This window comes from Methanobrevibacter sp. (genome assembly GCF_017427765.1).
GTDB lineage: Archaea > Methanobacteriota > Methanobacteria > Methanobacteriales > Methanobacteriaceae > Methanocatella.
The window spans coordinates 50,206-73,903 of record NZ_JAFRSC010000006.1; the positions used below are offsets into that span (position 1 = coordinate 50,206).

Sequence of the window (23,698 nt, forward strand, 5' to 3'; positions counted from 1 at the left end):
ATATGGATTTCAAATTATTTTCTCAAGCATTGAAAAAGTTTATTGTTGGTCTAATCATTATCGCAGCATTATTGTTTATCCCGGCAGGAACCCTAGATTATCCTAACGGATGGTTATTTATAGGATTGCTTTTCATTCCAATGTTCATAGTCGGATTAATTTTAATGATTACAGATCAGGATTTACTAAAAAAAAGATTAAATGCTAAAGAAAACGAATCCACACAAAAATTAGTTCTTCTGCTTAGTGGATTGATGTTTATATCATCATTTATATTAGCAGGTTTAAATTTCAGATTTAGCTGGATTAAATTACCCGAAACAATTGTAATGATTGCATCAATACTATTTTTACTGGGATACGTAATGTACATGGAAGTTTTACGTGAAAATAAGTATTTAGCCCGGACAGTTGAAGTGGATGCAAATCAAAAAGTAATTGATAGCGGACTATATGGAATAGTAAGACATCCCATGTATACATCAACCATTTTATTGTTTTTGACAATGCCTCTGATTTTAGGTTCCATTTATTCATTCATAATTTGTTTGATTTATCCTATTATAATCGCAATCCGGATAGGAAATGAAGAAAAGGTATTGGAAAATGAATTGGATGGATATGTCCAATATAAACAAAAAGTGAAATACAGAATACTTCCATTCTTATGGTAAACTTAATGATTATTATGAAAACAAACTCTAAAATACTCCTTTATGTTTTAATGTTATCGACACTTGCAATCAATACGCCATTAAGCATTGTCGGGATAATTTCTCAAATATCCGAGTATTTCAATACAACAATTGCAATTTCTGGACTGTATGTGAGTTCATTTACATTTACAATAGCGATATGTGGCCTGTTTATTCCAATATTATTTTCAAAATTTGAAAGAAAGAAAACATTTGTCTTTATATTATCGGTTTTTGCAATATCCAATTTTATAATTATTTTTACAAAAACATTTTATATTGCATTCATTTTCAGAATCATGTCTGCAATAACATATCCTGCATTTATTTCAATTGCTCTGACCGTATGCGAAGATATAGCCCCCGAAGGTGAAAAACAGGATTATATTACTCGGATTTTACTTGGAATTTCAGTTGGAAGTATTATTGGACTTCCAATTACAACATGGTTAGGTACTACATGGGGTTATCAAATTGCAATGAGCTGGATTTTTGCAATAACAATTGTTTCATTAATTCTTATAATTTTATTTATGCCAAAACTTGAAGGAAAATCCAAAAATTATGAAATGCCATTGCACAGAATAATTACAAAAGAATTCATTCTGGCATCAGTAGCAATAGTAATGATGCCGATTGGCGCAAGCATTGTTTATAATTATATGCCTTACTTTTTACAAACCGTAACTCATATCCACACATACAGATTAGGAATTTTACTGTTTGTTTATGGACTGATATCCATTTGCGGAACTTGGCTGGGTGGAAAATTAATAACACGAAACGACAAAATGACATTGATTATATTTCAGCTAGTCTGCATGTCCGTTTTTGTGGCATTGTATCTTTCGGCAGATTATTTGATTCCCACAATAATCTTCTTTTTAATATTTGGAATTTTGGATGGCATGGGATATAACTTAATACAATATATTGAAACATCAGTAATTCCAAATAGCCCTGAACTTGCAAATGGAGTGTTTTTAAGCATATTGAATGGTGGAATAGCTATTGGAATAGCTATTGGTGGATTTTTAGTTAATGATTTTGGTGTTATGTCAATATTTACTATCGGAACACTATTTTTAATTTTTGCTTTTGTTTTGCTTGTTTATGCAATCTATTTCTTGAAAATCAATTTAAAATATTCATAAGATTAAAAAAAGAATAGGATTATTGCCTAAATAGGATCAATAATTCCTTTTTCAGTAATAATTCCGGTTATCAATTCTTTGGGAGTAATGTCAAAAGCAGGATTTATGACTTCGGTGCCTTCAGGACAGATTCTTGCTCCGCCATAATACCTTACCTCATCACCATCTCTTTCTTCAATAACAGTATCATAAATATTTATTTCATTGTCAAAAGTTGAATACGGAGCAGCTACATAAAATGGAATATCATGGTGTTTTGCAGCAAGCGCCACCATAAACGAACCGACTTTATTTACAACACCGCCTTTTGCGATTCTGTCAGCACCAATGACAACTTTATCAATTTTTCCCTGTGACATTAAAAAACCTGAAGCGACATCTGGAATTAACTTAACTGGAATGTTTTCCTGCTGCATTTCCCAAACGCTTAAACTTGCACCCTGGCCACGTGGACGGGTTTCATCACATATTACATTAATGTTTTTGCCGGCATCTCTTGCAGCCCTTATAACTCCCAATGCAGTTCCATAATCAACACATGCAAGTGCTCCTGCATTACAGTGAGTTAAAATTGTATCTCCATCATCAATAACTTCAGCACCGAATTTTCCAATAGCTCGATTTGTTGCCATATCCTCTCCATACATTTTTAATGCTTCAGTTAATGCATCATCATCGCTATTCAATACTCTATCAACCGCCCAGAACAGATTAACGGCGGTTGGTCTTGCAGCTTTTATTTCACGAGCTGCCTTGTCCAAATCAACGCCTTCAAGTTCTGCAAGCGCCATTGCAAAACCTGCAGAGACACCAATAGCAGGTGCTCCACGAACAGTCATGTTTTTGATTGCAACAATAGCATCCTGATAGTTATCGCAGTAGACATAAGTTAACTCATCAGGAAGTTTTCTTTGATCAATAAGTTTTAGTTTGTTATCTTCCCATTCAAGTGTTTTCATTTTAACACCTTAAAAATCATGTAAAAAAAATAAGTAAAAAAGTATAATTAAATGTTAGTTTCTAATTTTGTTTAATGTTTGAGCAAAATTTATAATTATACTTTTTTGAAAAAATATCCTCACGGATTGATTAGAGACGTATTAAAAATACATCTTAATTATTATTTTATCAAGTTATCATTTATAAATTTTTATATGAAATTGAAAAAACCAAATAATTTAGCAATACCTTAACTATTAAGCATTTTCAGTCATGATTGGTACAACTTGTTTTTTACGTGAAACAACACCTTCAAGTAAAACTGTATTATCTTCTAATTTTACACCGTATGCCTTTTCAACAAGCCCTGCATCCTTTCCAAGTGCGATAACTTGTGAATTACTATTTACAATGTCAGTAATTAAAAGCATAAACAAATCTAGACCCTCTTCATCAATAATTTTGTTAATACCCGCTTCCAAATCATCTTTCATTGCCATGACATCTGAAATATCTGCAGTATTTACCTGATTTACAATTGATTTAACATCCTTGAAGTCAATTTGCTTTGCATCCAAAGCCAAAATTTCATCAATTGTAAAACTGCTTAAATCAGTACCTGCCTTAAGCATTTCCAAACCGTATTCCTCATAATCAATTTCTGCGATTTCTGCAAGTTTTTCAACAGCCATTTTATCGTCTTCAGTAGTAGTTGGAGATTTTAAAAGTAATGTGTCTGAAATGATTGCAGATAACATTAAAGTTGCAATTTCTTTTGTGATTTCAACACCATTTTCTTCATATAATTTAGATAATATTGTCTCAGTACAACCTACTGGTTCAAATCTTAAAAATAACGGATAAGAAGTTTCTAAAGCCAATTTATGATGGTCTACAACTTTCAATATATTTGCATTTTCTAAATTATCAACAGATTCAGCAGGAGAATTGTGGTCAACCAAAATAACATCAGCATCGTCTTCAACACTTTCCAAAAGTTCAGGTGCTTCAAGGCCCAAATAATTTAAAATAAATTCAGTTTCTTTGTTAATATTGCCTAACCTATAAGCTTGAGCGTCATCATTTCCCAATTCTTTTTCTAAATTAGCCATTACAATACTTGAAGTAATGGTATCACTATCTGGACTTTTATGTCCAAAAACATAAGTTTTTGCCATATTATCTATTCCTCAAAAATTAATATTACTTATTAATTTATCTTTTTCATCTAATTTATAGATAATTGAAAAAAATAGGAACAAATCTTTTGTCAAAAAATACATGCATAATAAAATTAGAAAAATATATAAAAAAATTAATAATCAATATAATTATAGAACATATATTAATCTAATTTGAAAATAATTAAATTAATGCAGGATGTTAAAGTTATGTTAATGAATGAACAGACAAAACTCAATAAGAATCATTACAGGATTTTTGGTTTAAGTTGGGCAGGTTGGGTTTTTGATTTCTATGATCTGGTATTGTTTACCTTTTTGATATCACAGCTTCAAGCTAGCCTACATTTCTCTGCTGAAATGCTTTCCTTATGTTTAGGACTATCATTATTCGCCACAGGTTTAGGAGGAATCCTATTTGGAGCATTAGGTGATAAATATGGTCGTAAAAGAGTATTACAATGGACAATTATAGTTTATTCCATAGGCACATTACTGTGTGCTTTTTCATGGTCCTTTTATTCACTTTTACTATTTAGATTCATTACTGGATTAGGTGTTGGTGGAGAATGGGCAACAGGCCAGATTTATATTAATGAAACATTCCCAGACAATTTAAGAGCTAAATTTGGAGCATTCATGCAATCCGGAGCACCAGTTGGAGTCATTTTAGCTTCAATAGTTGGTGGAACAATAACTCCAATAATTGGCTGGAGATTAACATTTTTACTTTCCATAGTTCCTGCACTTATGGTAATTTTTATTAGAAGATATCTTAAAGAATCCGATGTCTGGATTCAAAACAAAGACAAATATGTTAATAAAAACATTTTTCAAGAATTTAAACAGTTACTCTCAAAAGAATACAGAAAAATATTTCTTATTTCATTAATATTATGTATATTCGGTATGTCCGCATATTGGTTTACATATTCCTGGCTTCCAACTTATCTCGAACAGGAGCGAGGCCTAGCACTAATAGGTACCACACTTGGAATAGTATTAATCCAATGCGGAGATTTTGCTGGTTATACAACATTCGGTTTTGTGGCTGAAAAGCTTGGAAGACGTCCTGCATTTACCATTTACAGCTTTATAATGGCTTTAAGCATATCCATGATAACCATATGCTGGAATCAGATTGTTGCAATCCCAAATTTGATACTGGTCTTCATGTTTTTAACCGGATTTGGAACAGGATTTTTCGGAGGATTTGGTGCATTATTTTCAGAATTATTCCCTACAAAAATACGAAACACCGGTGTTGGAACCGTATTCAACCTTGCAAGAGGAGTGCAATTTTTGACACCAGTTATTATAACCCTTGTTGCAACATACTTTGATTTAAGTTATGGAATAGCTATTGCAGCAATATTTGCGCTGCTTGTTGGTATTTGGATTTGGACATTCCCTGAAACAAAAGGTACAAGCATCAATGAATTAAATTAAAGTTAAAAAAAAAAGTTTTAAAATACTGTTGCAATTATACAGTACAAAATAATATTTAAAAAAGAAAAAGAAAGTTTAGTAATGACTTTGCGGAGTCATTCCTAAATGATGGTCTTCGCTTTTCTTACCAGGAATTCCATAGGCATCTGCTCTACATTGAGTGCATGCTCTAAATACAGGTATAATTTCTTCTACCTGTTCTCTTACAGATTCCATCATAGAACAGTCCGGACGAGAGTAATGTTTCATTTTAGCTAAAGGAATTAATGGTAAAATATTCATTAAAGAAGCTCCTCTTTTTTTAACTTCTTTAGCTATTTCAACAATATGCTCATCATTCAATCCAGGAATTAAAACTGAATTAACTTTAACAACCAAACCGTTAGCAGCTGCCTTTTCAACACCTTCCAACTGATTTTTAATTAAAATTTCAACAGCCTCATATCCTTTGTAGACTTTACCCTCATATTTAATGAAAGAATAAATATCAACTGCAATATCTGGATCTATCGCATTAATTGTTACAGTAACAGAGTTTACCCCAAGTTCTGCAAGTTTATCTGCATATTTTGGAAGTAAAAGCCCATTTGTACTCATACATTTAATTAAATCTGGTTGTTCGGTTGCTAATTTTTCAAAAAACTCAAAAGTTTCTTCATTAGCCAGAGAATCTCCAGGACCAGCAACCCCCACAACAGCTATTGGGCCATCTGAGGTAACTTCATTAATATGATTAATAGCATCTTCCGGATTCATGACGCAACTGGCAACACCAGGCCTATTTTCTTCATCATTCAAATCCCTTGTACAAAAATTACAAAAGATATTACACTTTGGTGCTACCGGTACGTGTGCTCTGCCGACTTTATCATGCATTTTTTCATTAAAGCATGGATGTGCTTTAGTTATATGTGCAAATCTTGAACCTTTATGTTCAACCATAATATCACTTCTCCAAAATATAACTCCTGTTAATTTGTATTGATACGAACAAATATATAAAGTTTTCTATTTACCGTTGTTCAACTCATCAATATACTCATTAGCTTTCTCAATCCATGCATCTGCAATTAACTCATCAGTAGCTACGACAGCAACAATATCATTAGTTGACATATCTTTAATAATCTTAAAACCCTCAGGCAATATTCTAAAGATTGCATCATAGATTCTTCTTTGTAAATTTGAGTGAGGATCATCAACAATGACTGTTTTTAAATCCGAATGGTCACCTTCAATTTCAAGCTGATATCTGTTTGGCTGATAAATTTCGTCTCTTGAAAATCTCATCCATAACTGTTTAAGGATATTCGGAAGATAGTTTTCATCATCAATAATAATTCTTGTAATGTCTTCAGCTTTAACATAAGACAAATTAGCTACTTCTTCAAAAGTAATAGCATTTGAAGTTTTTCTCATTTTAATAGCTAAGACAAATACAGGGTCATCTGGATTAACATAAGCTTTTAAATCCTCAACAGATGCACCAAGAACTAAATCCTGAAAGATTTGTTTAATGATGATTTCATAAACTTCTGCACCCTTTTCATCATAGCATTCAACTAACATCAAATCACCTATAAAAAAATATAATTATTTATTATCTTGTCTGTGTCCCATTCCAGATACCAAAAGAGCTGCTCCTACAGCACCAATATGTTGGGAATATTCAGGAACAATAACTTCAATTCCACCTAAAGTTTCACTAACTGCTTCAACAAGACCTGAAATTAAACTGGTTCCACCTACTTGGATTAATGGTTCACGAATATCAATTTCCTGAAGTTGCTGTTCGTAAACTTGCTCTGATACTGAGTGACATGCTGCCGCTGCCACATCTGCTTTAGAACCTCCGGCTGCAAGTGTGGTAACAAGATCCTGAATACCGAATACAATACAATAGGAGTTCAACATTGCTTTTCTCCAGTCACCCTGTACTGCAAGAGGGCCTAATTCAGTAATATCAACATCCAACCTACGGGAAGTCATATCCAAAAATCTTCCGGATGCACCTGCACAGATACCACCCATAGTAAAGTTATCAGGAATACCATTATTTACAGTAATCACCTTGTTGTCCATACCACCTATATCCAATACAGTAGCTTCACCTTTTTGGCAATCGGCAAGATATACTGCACCTTTTGCATTAACAGACAATTCTTCCTGGATAAGCTCTGCACCGAATTCCTGACCCATAGTGAATCTGCCGTAACCTGTAGTTCCGATACCATCCAAATCATCCCAATCATAATCAGTTTGTGAGAATGCTTCGGCCGCTGCGGTTTTTGCAGATTCTATGATATCTTTGGTAGATGTCCAACCGGTTCCAATAACCTGGTTGTTTTCCATAAGCACCGCTTTTGTGGTGGTTGAACCGGAGTCCAAACCAAGAGTGAGGCCTTCTTGTTTTTCACGAGCAAGAATGCTTCTGCGAGTTACTGTAGTAGCCAATGCTTCCATACGGATAAACAATTCATCAGCTTTTGTTCTTTCAGTAAATGAATATGTAACTACAGGAATACGAGTATTGTTTTGAATGAAACGTCTGACTTCATTTCTAACTAATGCAGCTTCAGCACATCTAAAACAAGTTGCAATAAATACTGCATCAGGTTTAGACCTGCCTTCAACAATAGCCATAGCTCTTGCAATCATTAATTTTAAACTTGAACTTTGAGCTGAAAAACCAAATTTCTCATAAGATTCATCAATATAATCCAAATCAATTTCAGGAAGAACAATTTCTGCACCAAATTTGTTTGCTGCTTTTTCAATTTCTTTTTGAATTCCACTATATTCTGTTCCACATGAAACTAAAGCAATTTTAACCATTTTATTATTCCTCCTCAGCAGTTTCTTCTAGTGAATCTACAAATTCATTTATTTTATTTACCATAACATATGTTTCATCCTGATTGGTCGGATAATCCAATTCCAGAACTGGAATATCTTTGTTTCTAAGTAAGAATATTGACAGTTCATTAGTTCTTGCACAACCAATACATCCGAAACCGTAAGGTGCACCGTCAACTACAATTGCAGCTTCTGCTTCATCTATAAGAGGTCCGATAATAGACATTCTTCCACGAACACCAGAAGGAACTTCAATAGCAGCATATTTAAGACCTTTAATTGGGTCATCTTCAGTAATGTTCATTGGGGGAGAATCAATTTCCGGATCTTTAATTTTTTGTCTAATTTGTTTTTGAAGAACTAAAGGAGTATGACCTTTCCTTTCAAGTAAATCTGCCAAAATTAATGAGTTTGGAGGATAAACAGCTATTTTAACCATATTTTCACCTATTATTTATTTTCTAAACATTCGTTCATGATTTTTTTAAATTCGTCAACTTCAATCGGTTTTTTCTCTTCCAATTCCACTTCCTTAGGATTTTCCAAAGCTTCAGCAACAAAACCGAGAATTCTATATTCTTTTTCCATTTGGTGGAATCCTTCCCTAGGTCCAAACCTATGACCTCTGCATCTCCTAGGGTCCCCAGGAGCAAAACCTCTTTCCTTAGTGAAAATGTGGTTAGGATCAAGTTTTCTTATTTCCTCAATAGCTTTGTAAACATCTTCACTTTTACCACTAATCATGGATCCGTAACAAGTATTTTTTATTGTAAGCGGCAAATCAAGCAAGTGAAATTCATTAACGATTTCCTGTTCACTTACATGAGCTCCAGGACCAATAAAAATCATGCGAGTAATTACATCAGGATCCCAATCTTCTTTTCCCAAATCAGGACTCATGGTTAGATTCTGTGACATAAACTACAACTCCTTCTTTTAACTTTTCAAGATACTCATAATCAGAAACAATATCACCAACAATATTTGTCGCTCCGAATGTTTCAGCAGTAGGACCAAATTCAACATTATCTTCAAATCTCACACCAATTAAACCTGCGCTTTTTGCAGACATGTTTGTTATACCGATTTGACCTCTGATAACTTTGTCTACAGGGTTATTCTCAGGGATTAAACCCTTAGCGGTTTTTTTGTCCCCTTCAAAAATAACAATATGCATACCAGGTACTGCAAAATGAACTTTAATTTGACCTACAGGATTTTCTAAAAGGCCAGATAAAAGTTTGAAATATCTAACAGACCTTGGTGCATTATCAACAAATTTAATTTTACATATATCCTCTTTCTTAACAGCTTTAGTTATTACTTGACCTTCTTTTAGGATATCAATTGTATGTCTTGGATTTTGTTCGACAATAATTGCATCATCATCTATTAATCCATCAATCAAATGCTCAACACCCGCTTCAGACAACATTTTTGAAGCTTCAGCCTGAGTATGATTTAATAATACCAATCTTTGCTGTTCTGATTTAACAGTAATAAAGTCATTTTCTTTAGCAATATCAATAATCTCCATACCTTTTACAATATTTCCAACTGTAGTATGGTTTGGAGTTAACACTCTGTTTTCACGATAAATGAAAAGTTTTCCCACACCAACACCGGTGTTCCTAACAGTAATTGTTCCTCTAGTTCTTTGAGTGGTTTTCTCTTTAGGTTTTTCAAGACCCTCCAAGTCATAAAATCCTAAAAAAGACTCACTATCATAAGAAACTTTAATTCTACCATCTTTAATTATAGCGAATAAATGTTCAACACAAACCGGTGACTCTTCATTGATATCGAAAGAAATGTAAGTGTATAATTCATTTCCATCTTCTAAAACAGTGCTTAAATCAGATGTAGATGCACTGTCTGTAGTAGTGCTTCTTTCAATAATCGGTTCAATGCTGGTTACCTTATCATCATCAGTGAGATTTTCTAAAGTCTTTTTACCACCTATAACACGGGCAAAAATACCCTTATTATACGGAGGAACACTATATACATTAGTTGTATTCTCCTTAAGGATAATTAAATGAGTAGACTCATTACTGAAACTAGATAAACTTAAAACAACATCTCCTTCAAAATATTTAAATTCATCAGAAGTAGGTTCCAAATCAGTGACAATAGGTCCGACAGCTACTTCAGTAGGAGTTGACCATCTTATATCCAAATCAACAAAATCATCATATTGGCTTTTCCAAACATCAACTAACGGTTTAGCATCATCAGATTCGTCCAATTGAATGATAATAGAACCCTTATTTGTTTTAATTTTATACTTGTCAATATTTTTCTCAAGTTCCTTTTTACCTTTAATCAAACAAACAATACTACCAGGAGTATATGGAGCATTGGTTTCATCAATTACGTCCTGAATTGAAGAACCTTCTGCCACATCTATTTCTTCTCCATTAATTTTAATTAACATACAATCTCCTAATAAGAATTTTTAATATTATATATTTATCATTTCACTATATTAAATAATTATTTATTTAAATTTCAAAAATTATATTAACACACAATGATAACAATATTACAAGGAGGGAAAAAATGACCCTTACAAAAAAACATGTTTTTACATTAGCAATAATATTCATAATTGCTCTTGGAGCCATTTCAATAGCTAGTGCATACACCGGAACTGGCTTTTCCCATAATATTCCAAGCTCCAAGTATTCTGATTTGTCTGCATCAGACATATTAAGCAAATATTCTGATACAGAATGCCACGTTGAAGAGCGTGCAGTATGTACCAAAGTAGTTGATGGAGACACCATATATTTAGATAATGGTGAAAAAGTTCGTTTTGTAGGAGTAAATACCCCAGAAAGAGGCGTTGAAGGATACATTGCATCCAAAAACTTTGTTCAAAAATTGTGTTTGAATAAAGAAGTGGGTCTTGATATAGATGACTCAAAACATAATGACAAGTACGGAAGGACATTGGCCGTCGTTATTGTTGATGGAAAAAATGTTAATGAAATGCTTTTAAAAGAAGGCCTTGCAGAGATTATGTACATGCCACCAAGTGAATTTTATCCGTATAATTGGGCAAACAGCGATACACATGTAGCTGATTCGCACAGTTCATCTTCATCCAGCAGTTCTTCAAGTGATACTTCCCATTCAAGTTCATCATCATCTGGAAGTTATGTTGGAAATGCAAACACTGGAAAATTCCATGTATCCAGCTGCAGCAGCGTATCAAAGATGTCTGAAGGAAATAAAGTATTTTTCTCAAATAGAAACGATGCAGTCAATCAAGGATATGTACCATGTAAAAGGTGCAACCCCTAATTTTTCTTTTTTAAACTATTCGAATGATTAAATATCATTTTCAAATTTAACTATATTTCCACCATCATCAGCAATATTTGAATATAACAATCCCAATGAATAATTTCCTATACTTTCAAGTAGCGGAATAACAATACAGACATAAATTAATAAACCCACATACGGAATTGCCATTACCCATGAAGAAATAAATGAAAAGACAATCATTAATATTACCATGAACAGCAGCCATTTTATTATATTAAAAACACCGATTCTTTTAATATCCATTGCCACTTTATACATGTTTAAAGCTTCAGACAAACTATTGAGATAAGCCAATCTGGCCTTTGCAAAAAACAAAAGAATTTCAAATATGATATAAGTAATTAAAACAATGAGCAATGTCAGCCCGAAAGTCAGTACGAAAACATGAATTTTCAGTTCATATAACATGTTAATACTGGATGTTCCTAAAGTAGAAAGAACAACGAAAAATACCAAAGCGGGCGCAATCATATATACAACCCTTAAGACCAGCACTCTAATAGAATCATATATATTCTTCGCAAAACTTAAAGACGGCATCATAGAAGACTCATTTAAACCTATCTTAACAAAAGAAAACAAATATCCTGGTACGATTAGAATAAATACAAAAAATGCAACCAAACCAAAGATTGTAAGATACTTATTGTCAGAAATCATCCCAATTGGAATAATTGCGAGTAAAATAAATAGAATAAAGAGAATCGGCAATTTCTTAATATTTCTAAACGGATATTTTAATGAATTTGATACAATAGTTCCTACATCCAAAATAACACCCCATTATAATTACTTCCCTTTTCTGCAAATACTCTGATACATGACATCATCTGAAAATGAATACTGGATTTTTCTCTTGATTAAACACTTCAGCTTGCTTGTCTTGATAATTTAGGATCAATGTATTAGAATCTGTTACTTCACCTACAACTTCAGCTTCAATAGAATAATTTGATAAGTATTCCTTAATATAATCACAGTTGTCTTCGCTTGCGGTGAAAACAAATCCTGAACCAGGATATGATCTGAGCCAATCAACCCATTCGACATTTTCATTTCTTGGAATATCTTCAAGGTTTACGATAGCACCTTTGCCGGATGTTTCTAAAAGCATTTCCAATGTTCCCAAAATTCCAGGATTTGAAATATCCTTACCGGATTTGATATAGTCATTTTCTGCCAAATATTGAACAGCTGTAATTTGGTCTTGAACAAGTTTTGCATCCTTATCATAAGTGGTGTCCCAATTTAAGCTAAACATTTCGTGAGGTTTGCCGTCAAGATCAATAGCCACAATTACTTTATCGCCAATTTCAGCTCCAAAACTAGTGATTATTTTATCTTTTTGGGCAATACCCACAATAGCTACACCCAATGAGTCAACTTCACCGTCAGGATGAAGATGTCCTCCAACCATAGGTACACCAAATTTTAAACATCCGTCCCGGATACCATGTAATAAATCTTCGTAAATCTCATCATTGCTTATTGACATTATGTTAACCATAGCTAATGGTTTTCCACCCATTGCTGCAATATCATTTACATTTACAAGAACAGAACAGTATCCTGCCCAGTAAGGGTTGACATTCATGATATCTCCCCAAATTCCATCAGCGGCAATTAACATGACCTGATTATTTCCAATATCAATAGCAGAAGCATCATCCCCAATATCTATTATTACATCTCCTGAAACATTATATGCTTCATTTAAAAGAGATATTACATTATCAATTGAGCTTTTACGTGATACTCCCTTAAATTCCTGAATAGATTTTACAAGATTTTCAAAATCCAAAATTACACGCCCTAATTTAATTAATATAATTAATTTTGTATTTACAATTAATATTTTTTATTATTTCTGTGATTTTTTCTTCAACTTCCCCGATATTTGAAAAATCATATGTTACCTGTTTACCGTCAAAGATAATGCTTTGAATATATTGACCGCAGACATCATCAAAACCACTTTCAACTTCAAAAATGACAGAATTTTTTACCTTGAATCCATCTGCTACAACCTTGTCCAAATCACCATCAGTTATTCCAACCACAGGTATATCAAATCTGTATAAAATGTCAGAAGATATCAATGTTGTATCATCCCCAACAGTAATAACGCAACTGGCATCTCTGAATTTATAGACATCTTCACCGGCATGGTCTAAAAATGCAACTTTAAAACTTTCCGGTTTATCATTCATTAAAACCCTCGGTGTAACTTTTGCATTTCTTAAAAGACCCGTTTTAATTATTGCAGATTCAAGATCAACTTCACCTAACTTTTCAAGACCATGAGCTTTAAGCTCACCGCCAACAATATCCACAATATGATTATCTTTAGATATTAATGTAAGCCTATCAGAATCAGTTTTTCCAATAACAACACTGTTAACCATTATATTTTCGCCGGGACTTACTCCATGAACGACCCTTTGATTAACAGTTTCACTGTCATTTTTTATATGATTTTCATAAACTTCATCAGGAGTAACAATATCCAAATTTAATTTATGGGACAAATCATATACAATATCCAGATTATTGTTCCAGGAAATAATGCTGCCGTCCTCTTCACCAGGACGTTCTATTTGAATAACTGGAATATTATTGTTTTCAATTTTATCAATATAATGATTATAGACTTTATATCCGAATACCTGACCTGTGACATCTGATTTTCCATAGTTTAGAAGGAAAATTACATCTACTTTATCATCATGAAAGATTTTTAAAGAATCGCTTGGAACTAATTTTTTTGAAATATCAATCAGATTTTCCAGACGAGCATCGATTACAGCAGTTCTGCCCATAGTCCCTCCAAGTCTTGCTGAAACATCTCCATACTCATTAAGTAAATTAATTAGCTTTAATGCATAACCGGAATCAATAATATTTGGGCCATGAACAACAACACCAATTCTCATTTTTTCACCCTAATTCTTTTTTTGAATATTTTAGACCCACAAATTTCACAGTCATCAAAGGGATAACTGTCATCAAATTCCTTTTTGCATCCTTCACAAACTTTCTTCCAATTGTATATTTCCTTAATTCCTTCAGTCAAAACCCCTGAATACGGAATATTCATAATTTTTAAGGCATTCTGAATGGAATAATCATCAGTAATGACCTTGACCGTTTCGCCCTGCTTTGACAACATGTATGCTAGAGCGATTAATTTTACATCAGGAAGGGATAACCTTAAAGAGTCACCACTTACAGATATTATATTATTCACACGAATTATACACTCAGAATAGACATCTTTAACTCGGATTAATTCTTTATTGACTGCTTCATCGAAACGTAAACGGGATTCAAAATCCTTAAGTTCTGCAGTTATTTCAGGAACAGTATAATTCCTATTTGATGTGATTTGAAAGCCATTTATAAAAGCTGATGCATCAAGTATATAACAAGTTTCCATGATGAATATTTTAATCATATAAATTAATAAATCTTGGCAATTTAAAATTACGGATTTATGGAAATTTTGTAAAGAACCTGTTAAAAGTTTTTAAAAGCTTGGGAGAGATTGGGGATAAATTTGGGATAGATCTGGGACAAATTTGGAAAAATCTATTTAAATTTAGATGTAAAAATGTGTTATTACAGAAAATTCGATGTAATTTTCAAAAAAATTTTACAAAATAGAAAAAATGGAGGGCACTGAAAATGTATACTAACAATGAACTAAATCAAGAAATCCGATTTCTTGCACAGTCAGAAATACGATTGAAAATTCTCAGTGAACTGAACAAATACCCAGATAACGTACGAGGACTTGTTAAAAGTACCAAAATAACTTATAGTTCCGTATCAAGTAACGTGAATAAATTAGAGGAAAATAACTACATTAAAAAAATTGATAAAAAGTATTATGTTGATCCGATGGCCGGAATATATTTCAAGACTCTTATGGACTTTAAAAAGAGCATTGAAATAATTAACGAACATGATTCTTTTTGGAACAAACATAACATTAATCAGATGAGTATTGATTCAATACGCAACATTAATGATTTAAAAAATGCTGAATTGATTGAAACCACACCCATAGACATTTATAAAACACATAATACCATCAAAAATCAATTAGCCAACGCAAAAAATGTAAAAGCAATATTTCCCTACTTACACCCAGATTATCCGAAACTGATTGAAGGCATATTGAAAAATAACGGGTCTGTTGAATTAATCCTGCCAAAAGAAATTGTCCAAGAAATTTTGGCTCCGATTGATGAAAGATTAAAAAGAGTGAGTAAACTAAAAGGAAAATTAAAAATACTCACTGTTAGTGAGGATTTAGATATATATTTAACCATTTGTGATGAAAAAATGAGTTTAGGACTATTTAAAAACGACGGCAGCTTCGACCAAAATAGAATACTGATCTCAGATGATAAAAAATCATATGAATGGGCAGAGGACTTATTTAAACACGTGAAACACAAGGTGATTTAATGACAAACGTTCAAACCAAAAACGAACTAAACAAGGAATTTAAGGATGTGAAGTATATCTTAACATCCAGTATGCGCACTAAATTACTTATAGCAGTGTACAACAATCCGAGAAATCTAGATGAATTAAGAAATGAATTAAAAAAGCCCTCTGCAACAATACTGCACGGGCTAAAAGAATTAGAGGCAATTAATTTAATCCGGAAAACTCAAAAATATTACGAGTTAACATCCAACGGTTATCTTCTGACAACCAACATGATTAAATTGATTGACAACTGGTACTCATTGAGCAAAAGCGAGGTATTTTGGAACAATCATGATTTGTCCGATATTCCTGAGGAGATAATACGAAATGTCTATATGTTAAAAGATGCTGAGTATATCAACTCCACAACAAGTGATTTGTCAATAGCATTCAACAGATACATCAATTTAATTTCAAAAGCAACAGAATTAACTATACTGCTACCAATTTACTCAGAAAATCATTTTAAGCATATGATTGACCTTTTAGGTAAGAATAAATTAAAAAAATTAGAATTGATTGTCAGTGAAGAGATATACAATTCTATTGAAAAAAATGAATTTTTCAATGAAGAGTTACTCAACAATGAAAAAGTTAGCACAACTGTCACTGACAAAAATTTTAAAATATTTCTTACATACTCCGAAGAATTCATATCTTTAACATTATTCTTTAAAGATGGACATTATGATGATTCTCAAATATTAATTGCTAAAGACGACGATGCCAAAAAATGGGCATTGTCGATTATTAAAATATTTGTGAGGTGATCAATCTGATTTCAAATAATATCCAAAATGGAACATTATATAGTGAAAATAAAGAACTTTATAGTTTAATAATATTAAGACCTGGCGGTAAAAATACAGTACGAATAATTGATGAAATATTGGTTAAACCGAGAAATGCTAATCAGTTAGCCCGAATATTGAATTTAGACTATAAGACTGTAAAGTATCATTTGAATATTATTTGTAGTCATAGGTACATAATTAAAGAGAAGTTCGGATGCAATTATTCATATTTTCCAAGTGAAAAATTATATAAAAACTTAGAAAAATATATGATAATCAAAGAACATCTCGAATAAAAATATGAGGCAATAAAATGAAAAGTGAAACTTCAAAACAACATCAAAGCGAATCTTCAAAAGATATTACTTGTGGAATAATAACATTAAGTGATAGTAGAAAATCTAAAAAGGCCGATTTATCCGGCCAGTATATTGCTGAAGAAATTGAATCCAGATATACTTTAAAATCAAGAATAATAATTCCTGATGAAAAAGAAGATTTAATAAATGCAATTGAAACAATGATTAGCGAAGATATTGATGTTATTTTAACAACAGGAGGAACCGGATTGGCTTCCAGAGACATCACTGTTGAAACTGTAGAATCACTTTTCGAAAAACAATTAAATGGATTCGGAGAATTATTTAGGTCCAAATCTTACGAAGAAATAGGTGCGGCCGCATTGCTTTCACGAGCAACAGCAGGAATCTATAAAAAAAGCACTATTTTTTCAATGCCTGGATCTCCTAATGCTGTAAAAACAGCTCTAGGAATAATTATTGATGAACTACCACATATTGTCCATCATGTAAAAAAATAAAATTAAAATTAAATGATGAAATCGAATTCATCATTTTTTTCTTTTTTTAATCAAAAAATTCATTGACAATTATTAAAGGCTCTAAAGTTATTCCTTCTTTTTCAAACTCCTCAATAGCACCTTCCTGTCTGTCAACAACAACAAAAGCCCTTTTTACATTACCTCCATTATCTTGAATAGCATTAATTGCTTTAAGTAAAGACCCTCCAGTAGTTGAAACATCCTCAACGACAATAACACTATCCCCATCATTTAACTCGCCTTCAATGAGTTTGGAAGTACCGTAACCTTTCTTTTCTTTACGAATCATTAATAATGGTAGCTTTGATTCTAATGAAACCGCAGTAGCTATCGGAACTGCACCCAAAGCAGGGCCAGCAACTTTATCGATATCATCATTTGATATTTTTTCAGTGATTAATTTTGAAATTGTGGATAAAATTTCAGGATCAGTAATTGCTTTTTTCATATTAATGTAATAATTGCTCTTCTTTCCGGAAGATAATGTGAAATCCCCTTCAAGAAACACTTCATTTTCTTTTAGTAACTCTATTAAATATTCTTTTGAAACCATAAAAATCAGTTAGATATCATCTTCGCCTTTAAGCAAAATCTTATCTCCAATTACTTTAACAAGTTCCATCGGAATCATATTTTCACTTGATTTAATCTGTTCTGAAAATCCAGTTTTTTTAAGAACAAGATCAGTGACTTCAAAAGTGTCTTTATCAAAAACCACATCAGAAACTTTTCCAACGATTTGAATATCAGCATCAAGAACTTCTTTACCAAATAATTCATCTTTAATTCTCATAAAATCACCATTAATTTTAGATATGATATAATATTAGTACATTCCATTTAAAAAATATTTTCTATGAAATTCAATATTTTCAATTAAACAGAAAATTTCTGCAAAGAAAGGAAAAATTGATTTGAAATAATAAATTGTATTAAATACAAACAATATATTAACAAGCATATTTAAAGGTGAATTTATGCAAGAAGAATACTGTACGGTATCTCAAGTAAATGCCTATATCAACAGAAAGCTAAAAAGGGCAGCGAAATTAAAAAACATCTACATTAAAGGTGAAATATCTAATTTCAAAACTTATCCAAGCGGACATAGCTATTTTACCTTAAAAGATGAAAAATCCCAAATTCCTGCAGTAATGTTTAAAACATATAAAAGATTCCTTAAATTTGAACCCCAAAATGGTATGAAAGTGATTGTTAAAGGTAAAATTGAAGTTTATGAAAAAGACGGCAAATACCAATTATATGCTTCACGAATCACAGAAGATGGAATCGGAGCATTACATATTGCTTTTGAACAGTTAAAGAAAAAACTTGATAAAGAGGGATTGTTTGACGATACCCATAAAAAAGAAATTCCAAAGTATCCGAAAAGAATTGGAGTTGTTACGGCCCAAACCGGAGCTGCAATAAGAGATATCATCAAAACAATCAAACGAAGATATCCAATATGTGAAGTGTTAGTCTTTTCAACACTTGTTCAAGGCGACCAGGCAGCACCAAATATTGTACGCCAAATTAAGCATGCTGATAGTTTTAACTTGGATACGCTCATTGTGGGAAGAGGTGGGGGAAGCATTGAAGATTTATGGCCATTTAACGAAGAGATTGTTGCAAGAGCCATATATGAATGTGAAACTCCTGTGATTAGTGCTGTTGGTCATGAAATTGACTGGACCATTTCCGATTATGTAGCAGATATGAGAGCCCATACCCCAACCGATGCTGGAATGATAGCAGTTCCCGAGTTAAACGAAGTCAAGTATAGGGTCAGTCAGCTTTCAGCCAACTTAAATAAAAATATTAACGATAGAATAACTCAAAACAGAACTAAATTAGAAAATATTTCTCAAAAACAGATTTTTAAACATCCGGAAAATATTTATGAAATGCAGAGAATGACTTTGGATAAACTGGTTGACAAATTGGGATTTTCATCTAAAAATATCATTTCCGAAAACAGAAACAAATTATTCAGACTTGAAAACAGAAATGTATTAAAAAATCCTGAAGAAATAACAAAAATGAAAAAAGAAAAATTTGCAAAAAATATAGCGAAATTGGAAGTTTTAAATCCTCTTTTAACATTGAAGAGAGGCTACACCATAGCAAAAATTGATGAAAAAGTCATCTCTTCTGTAAAAGATGTTAAATCAGGGGACAAATTGGATGTTGAATTTGATGACGGAACAATAAATACAAAGGTGATATAAATGGAAAACTTAACTTTTGAAGAAAGCTTAGAAAAACTAGAGGAAATAGTAAACAAATTAGAAAATGGAGACATACCACTAGATGACGCAATTGACGAGTTTGGAAATGCAATGCAACTAGTTAAGATATGTGAAAATAAATTATCAAAAGCTGAAGAATCAATTGCAAAAATCGTTCAGGATAATGGGCAAATTGAAGATTTTAGCATAACAGAATAGATTATCCAATATTTAATTGGATAACTTTCCGTCTTGGGCGTCTTCAGCTATTATTGCACAGAATTCACCGGCAAATAGTTCATTACGATATTCCCCAAACATTTCTTTTCCGTAATCATCCAGTTCATCATTAATGGAACTAATCGGTACTGTCACCAATCCAATTGGATGTAGAATTTTAAAAGATTCATCATACTTCCCTAATTTAAAAAGCGCAAACCCAAGATATACTCCAACTACAGTATACAAATCATTTTTGTCATCAATAAATGGATTACCATTGATTACAAGACTGTATATGAAATCTTTCAGAGAAGTTAATTTATCCGAATACTCAACCACATCAACAAAATCAGCAGTAATTAAAAGAGATTGCATACCGAATACCATATTCTGTTTGAATTTAATCCAGTCAAAACGAGGCTTTCCTGATTCAAGATAAGGTAAAAAGATATCTGCCCATTGTTTAAAAAGTTCTGAACATTCAAGATACTCATCTTTAGTTCTGGCAAGTTCAACAAGGTCCCTAATTACGATATTGTGCATTTTTGATTGGTTATTGCTATTTAACTTATTTTTAGCGTCATTCAGTTTCTTTTGGAATTTTTTAGCTCTTTTTGCTTCTTTTTCTTTAGGACTTTTTGAAAATAATCCCATTGTTTCACCCCAATTTTCAATTACATATTGTAGTTGTTCGAAATCTATAATGTATCAAACATAGATATAATATAGTTATTTTAATTGAACTATATATTACTATCGTAATCTCAAAGAATCCATTTTAAAAAAAAAAGTTAAATCAAGACATGAAATAATCAATCCAATACTCCAATAATGCTTTTATTGGATAACTATCACAATTTTCATTTGTTATACTATTAGCTAGCTTTAATGCCACTTCTTTTTCAATCAATCCGCAATTAACTTCGTCAATTAAATTTAAAACTGTGGTTGTAATAGCTAAATTATCAGATTTTCTCATTTCTTTTTGCAATTGAGAGATAAATTCAAATTTATCGCATTCCAAATAATCATAAAACTCATTAATGTCCAATGAATATCTGTTTAACCTTGTCAACACATTTGATTGGGATTTTGGACCAATCCAAACCTGTTTTCTGATAGCATCCCTAACTGATTCAATAACTGCTTTAGCAATTAATTCACCAAGTTTTGAATGTTTACCTGCGTTTGTTATGTGATTTTGTGATTCCAAATTAGAAAATATGCATAATCCATCAGTTCCAGTGCCTGTTGCATATCCGTTAGAGTACTGTGATGGAATTTTTAAATCATTTAGCGAAACTGCCTTTGCCTCTGTTGCGGTCATGAACGCTTCAAGCAATGTTTCATAACCCAAATTAGCATTAATTAAAATTATAGTATTTATTGTACCGAATTTTCCATTCTCTTCATAAAATGATGCGGAATCGCCTGCTCTTGCAGCATTGGTTCTAACACCAGCTGTTGAAATTGAAACAACTTCAAGATTCCTGTATGTTTTAGTCACGATACCTACATTTTTCATCTCGGCCAGTGTAATGAGACCTGTGGTGTAATTAGAATCTATATTTAAAGACCAGCACTTCTGAATTAAATAATCTCCAACGTCATGATTTTCCAAATAATTAATGTTATCCTGTGATAAATGATGGTTAAAAACGCTTTGAAAATTTGAAGAGAATCCTCCATTAAGTTTAGATGTGGAAATTCCATTACGTTTAACATTGAACTTAACAAAAATAGTGTCTTTTAGATAATACACTTCATCTCTTAAAGATGATAAGAAAAATAGTCTGTCTTTCATAAAAATAAAAAAAAGAAAAGAAATTATAAAAATTTCTTTGAATTTACATCATTGGAGGCATTCCGCCCATTGCGGAAGGATCCATACCCATGTCTTCAGGGCCTTTAGTAGATGCAATTACGTCATCGATTCTTAAAATCATTTCAGCTGCTTCAGATGCAGATTGGATAGCTTGTTTTTTGACACGTTTAGGTTCAATTACACCAGCTTCTTTCATGTCTGCTACTTCACCAGAGAATACATCTAATCCCATGTAGAATGAGTCTTCTTGAGCTGCTCTTAAATCTACTAAGGAGTCAATGCTGTCTAAACCTGCGTTTTCAGCTAAGGTTTTTGGTACGATTTCTAAAGCTTCTGCAAATGCATTTACAGCTAATTGTTCTCTTCCAGAAATGGATTCTGCGTAATCTTTGAGTTTTTTAGCCATTGCGATTTCAGGAGCTCCTCCACCAGCAACAACTTTGTCATCTTCTACAGTAGCTGCTACCACACCAATTGCATCTTCAATTGCTCTTACAATTTCGTCTACAATATGTTTGGTACTTCCTCTTACGAATAAGGTTACAGATTTAGCACCGCTGCATTCTTCTACAAAGATCATGTCTTCGCCGGAGATTTTTCTTTCTTCAACAACACCAGCTTGACCTAAGTCATCTTCGGTTAAGTCATCTAAGTTAGTGATAACAGTTGCACCGGTAGCTCTGGATAATTTTTGAATATCAGATTTTTTAACTCTTCTTACAGCTAAAACGCCAGCTTTGGATAAGTAGTGTTGTGCTAAGTCATCGATACCTTTTTGTGCGAATAATACGTTTGCACCTGCATCAACGATTTTGTCAACCATGTCTTTAACCATTTTTTCTTCTTGTTCAATGAAAGCTTGCATTTGAGCAGGATCAGTAATAGTAATTTCTGCATCCATTTCAGTTTCTTTAACTTCTAATGCAGTGTTGACTAATGCGATTTTTGCATCTTTGATTTCAGATGGCATACCTGGGTGTACTCTTTCTTTATCTACAATTACACCTTCAACTAAACTGGATTCTTCAACAACAGCCCCATCTTTTTTCTCGATTTTAATGTTGTCAATGTCAACACCATCATCATCAGCTACAGCTTCTACAGCATCAACGATTAATTTTGCTAATGGTTCACGTGCTGCTTCGGTTCCTTTACCAGTCATAGCAGTCATAGCAACTTTTAATAATACTTCAGAATCGACATCTTCAATTGCAATATCATCTAAAATTTCTTGTGCTTTTTCAGCTGCTTTTCTGTATCCCATAGCTATGATTGTTGGGTGGATGTCAGAGTCAAGTAAAGTTTCGGATTTTTTTAACAATTCTCCAGCAATGATAACTGCAGTAGTAGTTCCGTCTCCAACTTCATCTTCTTGGGTTTTTGCTACTTCTACGAGCATTTTTGCTGCAGGATGTTCAATATCCATTTCTTTTAAAATAGTAACACCGTCGTTGGTTACTACAATATCACCAAGTCCGTCAACTAACATTTTGTCCATTCCTTTAGGACCTAAAGTAGTTCTTACAGTTTCAGCTAATACTTTACCAGCTAAAATGTTATTTCTTTGTGCATCTCTACCGACAGACCTGTTAGTACCTTCAGGTAAAATAAAAATTGGTTGTCCTTGTGCCATTAATAATCACCTTTTTTTAGTTTTATAAATAATTAGATCAGT

General features: G+C 32.5%; 26 protein-coding genes. 9 read left to right on the forward strand and 17 right to left on the reverse strand.

What is annotated here, in order from left to right; all coding sequences use genetic code 11:
* Positions 1 to 2: 2 nt before the first annotated feature.
* Positions 3 to 674 carry an isoprenylcysteine carboxylmethyltransferase family protein gene (locus tag IJL02_RS01235; RefSeq protein WP_292808186.1) on the forward strand — a complete coding sequence of 224 codons (672 nt, stop codon included), beginning with the start codon at positions 3 to 5 and terminating at the stop codon, positions 672 to 674.
* Positions 675 to 679: 5 nt separating this feature from the next.
* Positions 680 to 1,849 (forward strand): MFS transporter, encoded by a 1,170-nt coding sequence (locus IJL02_RS01240; RefSeq protein WP_292808188.1) that lies wholly within the window; start codon positions 680 to 682, stop codon positions 1,847 to 1,849.
* Between the two features lie 26 nt (positions 1,850 to 1,875).
* Here IJL02_RS01240 and mtnA read toward each other — a convergent pair whose 3' ends face one another.
* Together mtnA and IJL02_RS01250 are read right to left on the reverse strand one after the other, a co-directional pair.
* A complete protein-coding gene (gene mtnA, locus IJL02_RS01245; RefSeq protein WP_292808190.1) occupies positions 1,876 to 2,808 on the reverse strand; it encodes an S-methyl-5-thioribose-1-phosphate isomerase in 933 nt (310 codons plus the stop codon).
* A 237-nt stretch (positions 2,809 to 3,045) separates the two neighbouring features.
* Positions 3,046 to 3,966 carry a manganese-dependent inorganic pyrophosphatase gene (locus IJL02_RS01250; protein WP_292808192.1) on the reverse strand — a complete coding sequence of 307 codons (921 nt, stop codon included), beginning with the start codon at positions 3,964 to 3,966 and terminating at the stop codon, positions 3,046 to 3,048.
* 219 nt (positions 3,967 to 4,185) lie between these two features.
* Between IJL02_RS01250 and IJL02_RS01255 the strand changes: the two genes are divergently transcribed.
* Positions 4,186 to 5,418, forward strand: a complete 1,233-nt coding sequence (locus IJL02_RS01255) for an MFS transporter (protein ID WP_292808193.1) — start codon at positions 4,186 to 4,188, stop codon at positions 5,416 to 5,418.
* Between the two features lie 75 nt (positions 5,419 to 5,493).
* Here the strand turns inward: IJL02_RS01255 and IJL02_RS01260 are convergent, their stop codons facing one another.
* From IJL02_RS01260 to IJL02_RS01285, 6 genes are all read right to left on the reverse strand, one after another.
* Positions 5,494 to 6,360 (reverse strand): radical SAM protein, encoded by an 867-nt coding sequence (locus IJL02_RS01260; RefSeq protein WP_292808195.1) that lies wholly within the window; start codon positions 6,358 to 6,360, stop codon positions 5,494 to 5,496.
* A gap of 66 nt (positions 6,361 to 6,426) precedes the next feature.
* Complete coding sequence (locus IJL02_RS01265; protein WP_292808197.1) at positions 6,427 to 6,987, reverse strand: methanogenesis marker 17 protein; 561 nt, start codon at positions 6,985 to 6,987, stop codon at positions 6,427 to 6,429.
* Positions 6,988 to 7,011: 24 nt separating this feature from the next.
* Positions 7,012 to 8,253: a methanogenesis marker 15 protein gene (locus tag IJL02_RS01270; protein WP_292808199.1), complete on the reverse strand. Its 1,242-nt coding sequence runs from the start codon at positions 8,251 to 8,253 to the stop codon at positions 7,012 to 7,014.
* Between the two features lie 4 nt (positions 8,254 to 8,257).
* Positions 8,258 to 8,713 carry a methanogenesis marker 5 protein gene (locus tag IJL02_RS01275; RefSeq protein WP_292808201.1) on the reverse strand — a complete coding sequence of 152 codons (456 nt, stop codon included), beginning with the start codon at positions 8,711 to 8,713 and terminating at the stop codon, positions 8,258 to 8,260.
* 11 nt (positions 8,714 to 8,724) lie between these two features.
* On the reverse strand, positions 8,725 to 9,192 hold the full coding sequence (locus IJL02_RS01280) for a methanogenesis marker 6 protein (RefSeq protein ID WP_292808203.1): 468 nt from the start codon (positions 9,190 to 9,192) through the stop codon (positions 8,725 to 8,727).
* Positions 9,164 to 10,711, reverse strand: a complete 1,548-nt coding sequence (locus IJL02_RS01285; RefSeq protein WP_292808205.1) for a methanogenesis marker 3 protein — start codon at positions 10,709 to 10,711, stop codon at positions 9,164 to 9,166. Before IJL02_RS01285 ends, IJL02_RS01280 begins: the two co-directional genes overlap by 29 nt.
* Positions 10,712 to 10,836: 125 nt before the next feature.
* On the opposite strand from IJL02_RS01285, the gene IJL02_RS12560 reads away from it, so the two are divergent.
* The gene (locus tag IJL02_RS12560; protein ID WP_292808207.1) at positions 10,837 to 11,583 is read left to right on the forward strand and encodes a thermonuclease family protein; all 747 of its coding nucleotides are present in this window, start codon (positions 10,837 to 10,839) and stop codon (positions 11,581 to 11,583) included.
* 27 nt (positions 11,584 to 11,610) lie between these two features.
* On the opposite strand, the gene IJL02_RS01295 is transcribed toward IJL02_RS12560, so the two are convergent.
* From IJL02_RS01295 to IJL02_RS01310, 4 genes are read right to left on the reverse strand one after another with little or no spacing between them, the layout of a single operon-like run.
* Positions 11,611 to 12,381, reverse strand: coding sequence for a DUF4013 domain-containing protein (locus IJL02_RS01295; protein WP_292808210.1), 771 nt, complete (start codon positions 12,379 to 12,381; stop codon positions 11,611 to 11,613).
* Positions 12,382 to 12,436: 55 nt separating this feature from the next.
* Positions 12,437 to 13,411, reverse strand: a complete 975-nt coding sequence (locus tag IJL02_RS01300; RefSeq protein ID WP_394357486.1) for a methanogenesis marker 2 protein — start codon at positions 13,409 to 13,411, stop codon at positions 12,437 to 12,439.
* 16 nt (positions 13,412 to 13,427) lie between these two features.
* Entirely contained in the window at positions 13,428 to 14,543 is a 1,116-nt protein-coding gene (locus IJL02_RS01305) for a DUF2117 domain-containing protein (RefSeq protein ID WP_292808212.1), read from the reverse strand.
* Positions 14,540 to 15,046 (reverse strand): ribonuclease VapC, encoded by a 507-nt coding sequence (locus tag IJL02_RS01310; protein WP_292808214.1) that lies wholly within the window; start codon positions 15,044 to 15,046, stop codon positions 14,540 to 14,542. The genes IJL02_RS01305 and IJL02_RS01310 overlap by 4 nt, the downstream gene beginning before the upstream one ends.
* 248 nt (positions 15,047 to 15,294) lie before the next feature.
* On the opposite strand from IJL02_RS01310, the gene IJL02_RS01315 reads away from it, so the two are divergent.
* The 3 genes from IJL02_RS01315 to IJL02_RS01325 all read left to right on the forward strand — a co-directional run bounded on the left by IJL02_RS01315 (position 15,295) and on the right by IJL02_RS01325 (position 17,724).
* Positions 15,295 to 16,083, forward strand: a complete 789-nt coding sequence (locus tag IJL02_RS01315; protein ID WP_292808216.1) for a winged helix-turn-helix domain-containing protein — start codon at positions 15,295 to 15,297, stop codon at positions 16,081 to 16,083.
* Positions 16,083 to 16,880 (forward strand): winged helix-turn-helix domain-containing protein, encoded by a 798-nt coding sequence (locus tag IJL02_RS01320; RefSeq protein ID WP_292808218.1) that lies wholly within the window; start codon positions 16,083 to 16,085, stop codon positions 16,878 to 16,880. Before IJL02_RS01315 ends, IJL02_RS01320 begins: the two co-directional genes overlap by 1 nt.
* Positions 16,881 to 17,217: 337 nt before the next feature.
* Positions 17,218 to 17,724 (forward strand): molybdenum cofactor biosynthesis protein B, encoded by a 507-nt coding sequence (locus tag IJL02_RS01325; RefSeq protein WP_292808220.1) that lies wholly within the window; start codon positions 17,218 to 17,220, stop codon positions 17,722 to 17,724.
* Positions 17,725 to 17,770: 46 nt separating this feature from the next.
* On the opposite strand, the gene pyrE is transcribed toward IJL02_RS01325, so the two are convergent.
* Complete coding sequence (pyrE, locus tag IJL02_RS01330) at positions 17,771 to 18,298, reverse strand: orotate phosphoribosyltransferase (protein ID WP_292808222.1); 528 nt, start codon at positions 18,296 to 18,298, stop codon at positions 17,771 to 17,773.
* A 9-nt stretch (positions 18,299 to 18,307) separates the two neighbouring features.
* On the reverse strand, positions 18,308 to 18,538 hold the full coding sequence (locus tag IJL02_RS01335) for a PRC-barrel domain-containing protein (protein WP_292808224.1): 231 nt from the start codon (positions 18,536 to 18,538) through the stop codon (positions 18,308 to 18,310).
* 184 nt (positions 18,539 to 18,722) lie between these two features.
* Here IJL02_RS01335 and xseA point away from each other — a divergent pair, with 184 nt between their 5' ends.
* Positions 18,723 to 19,976 (forward strand): exodeoxyribonuclease VII large subunit, encoded by a 1,254-nt coding sequence (gene xseA, locus IJL02_RS01340; protein WP_292808225.1) that lies wholly within the window; start codon positions 18,723 to 18,725, stop codon positions 19,974 to 19,976.
* The gene (locus IJL02_RS01345; protein WP_292808227.1) at positions 19,977 to 20,195 is read left to right on the forward strand and encodes an exodeoxyribonuclease VII small subunit; all 219 of its coding nucleotides are present in this window, start codon (positions 19,977 to 19,979) and stop codon (positions 20,193 to 20,195) included.
* Between the two features lie 12 nt (positions 20,196 to 20,207).
* Here the strand turns inward: IJL02_RS01345 and IJL02_RS01350 are convergent, their stop codons facing one another.
* The 3 genes from IJL02_RS01350 to thsA form a co-directional block, all read right to left on the reverse strand.
* Entirely contained in the window at positions 20,208 to 20,852 is a 645-nt protein-coding gene (locus IJL02_RS01350; RefSeq protein WP_292808229.1) for a hypothetical protein, read from the reverse strand.
* Positions 20,853 to 20,994: 142 nt separating this feature from the next.
* Positions 20,995 to 22,002 carry an adenosylcobinamide amidohydrolase gene (locus IJL02_RS01355; RefSeq protein WP_292808231.1) on the reverse strand — a complete coding sequence of 336 codons (1,008 nt, stop codon included), beginning with the start codon at positions 22,000 to 22,002 and terminating at the stop codon, positions 20,995 to 20,997.
* Positions 22,003 to 22,045: 43 nt separating this feature from the next.
* On the reverse strand, positions 22,046 to 23,656 hold the full coding sequence (gene thsA, locus IJL02_RS01360) for a thermosome subunit alpha (protein ID WP_292808233.1): 1,611 nt from the start codon (positions 23,654 to 23,656) through the stop codon (positions 22,046 to 22,048).
* Positions 23,657 to 23,698: the final 42 nt, after the last annotated feature.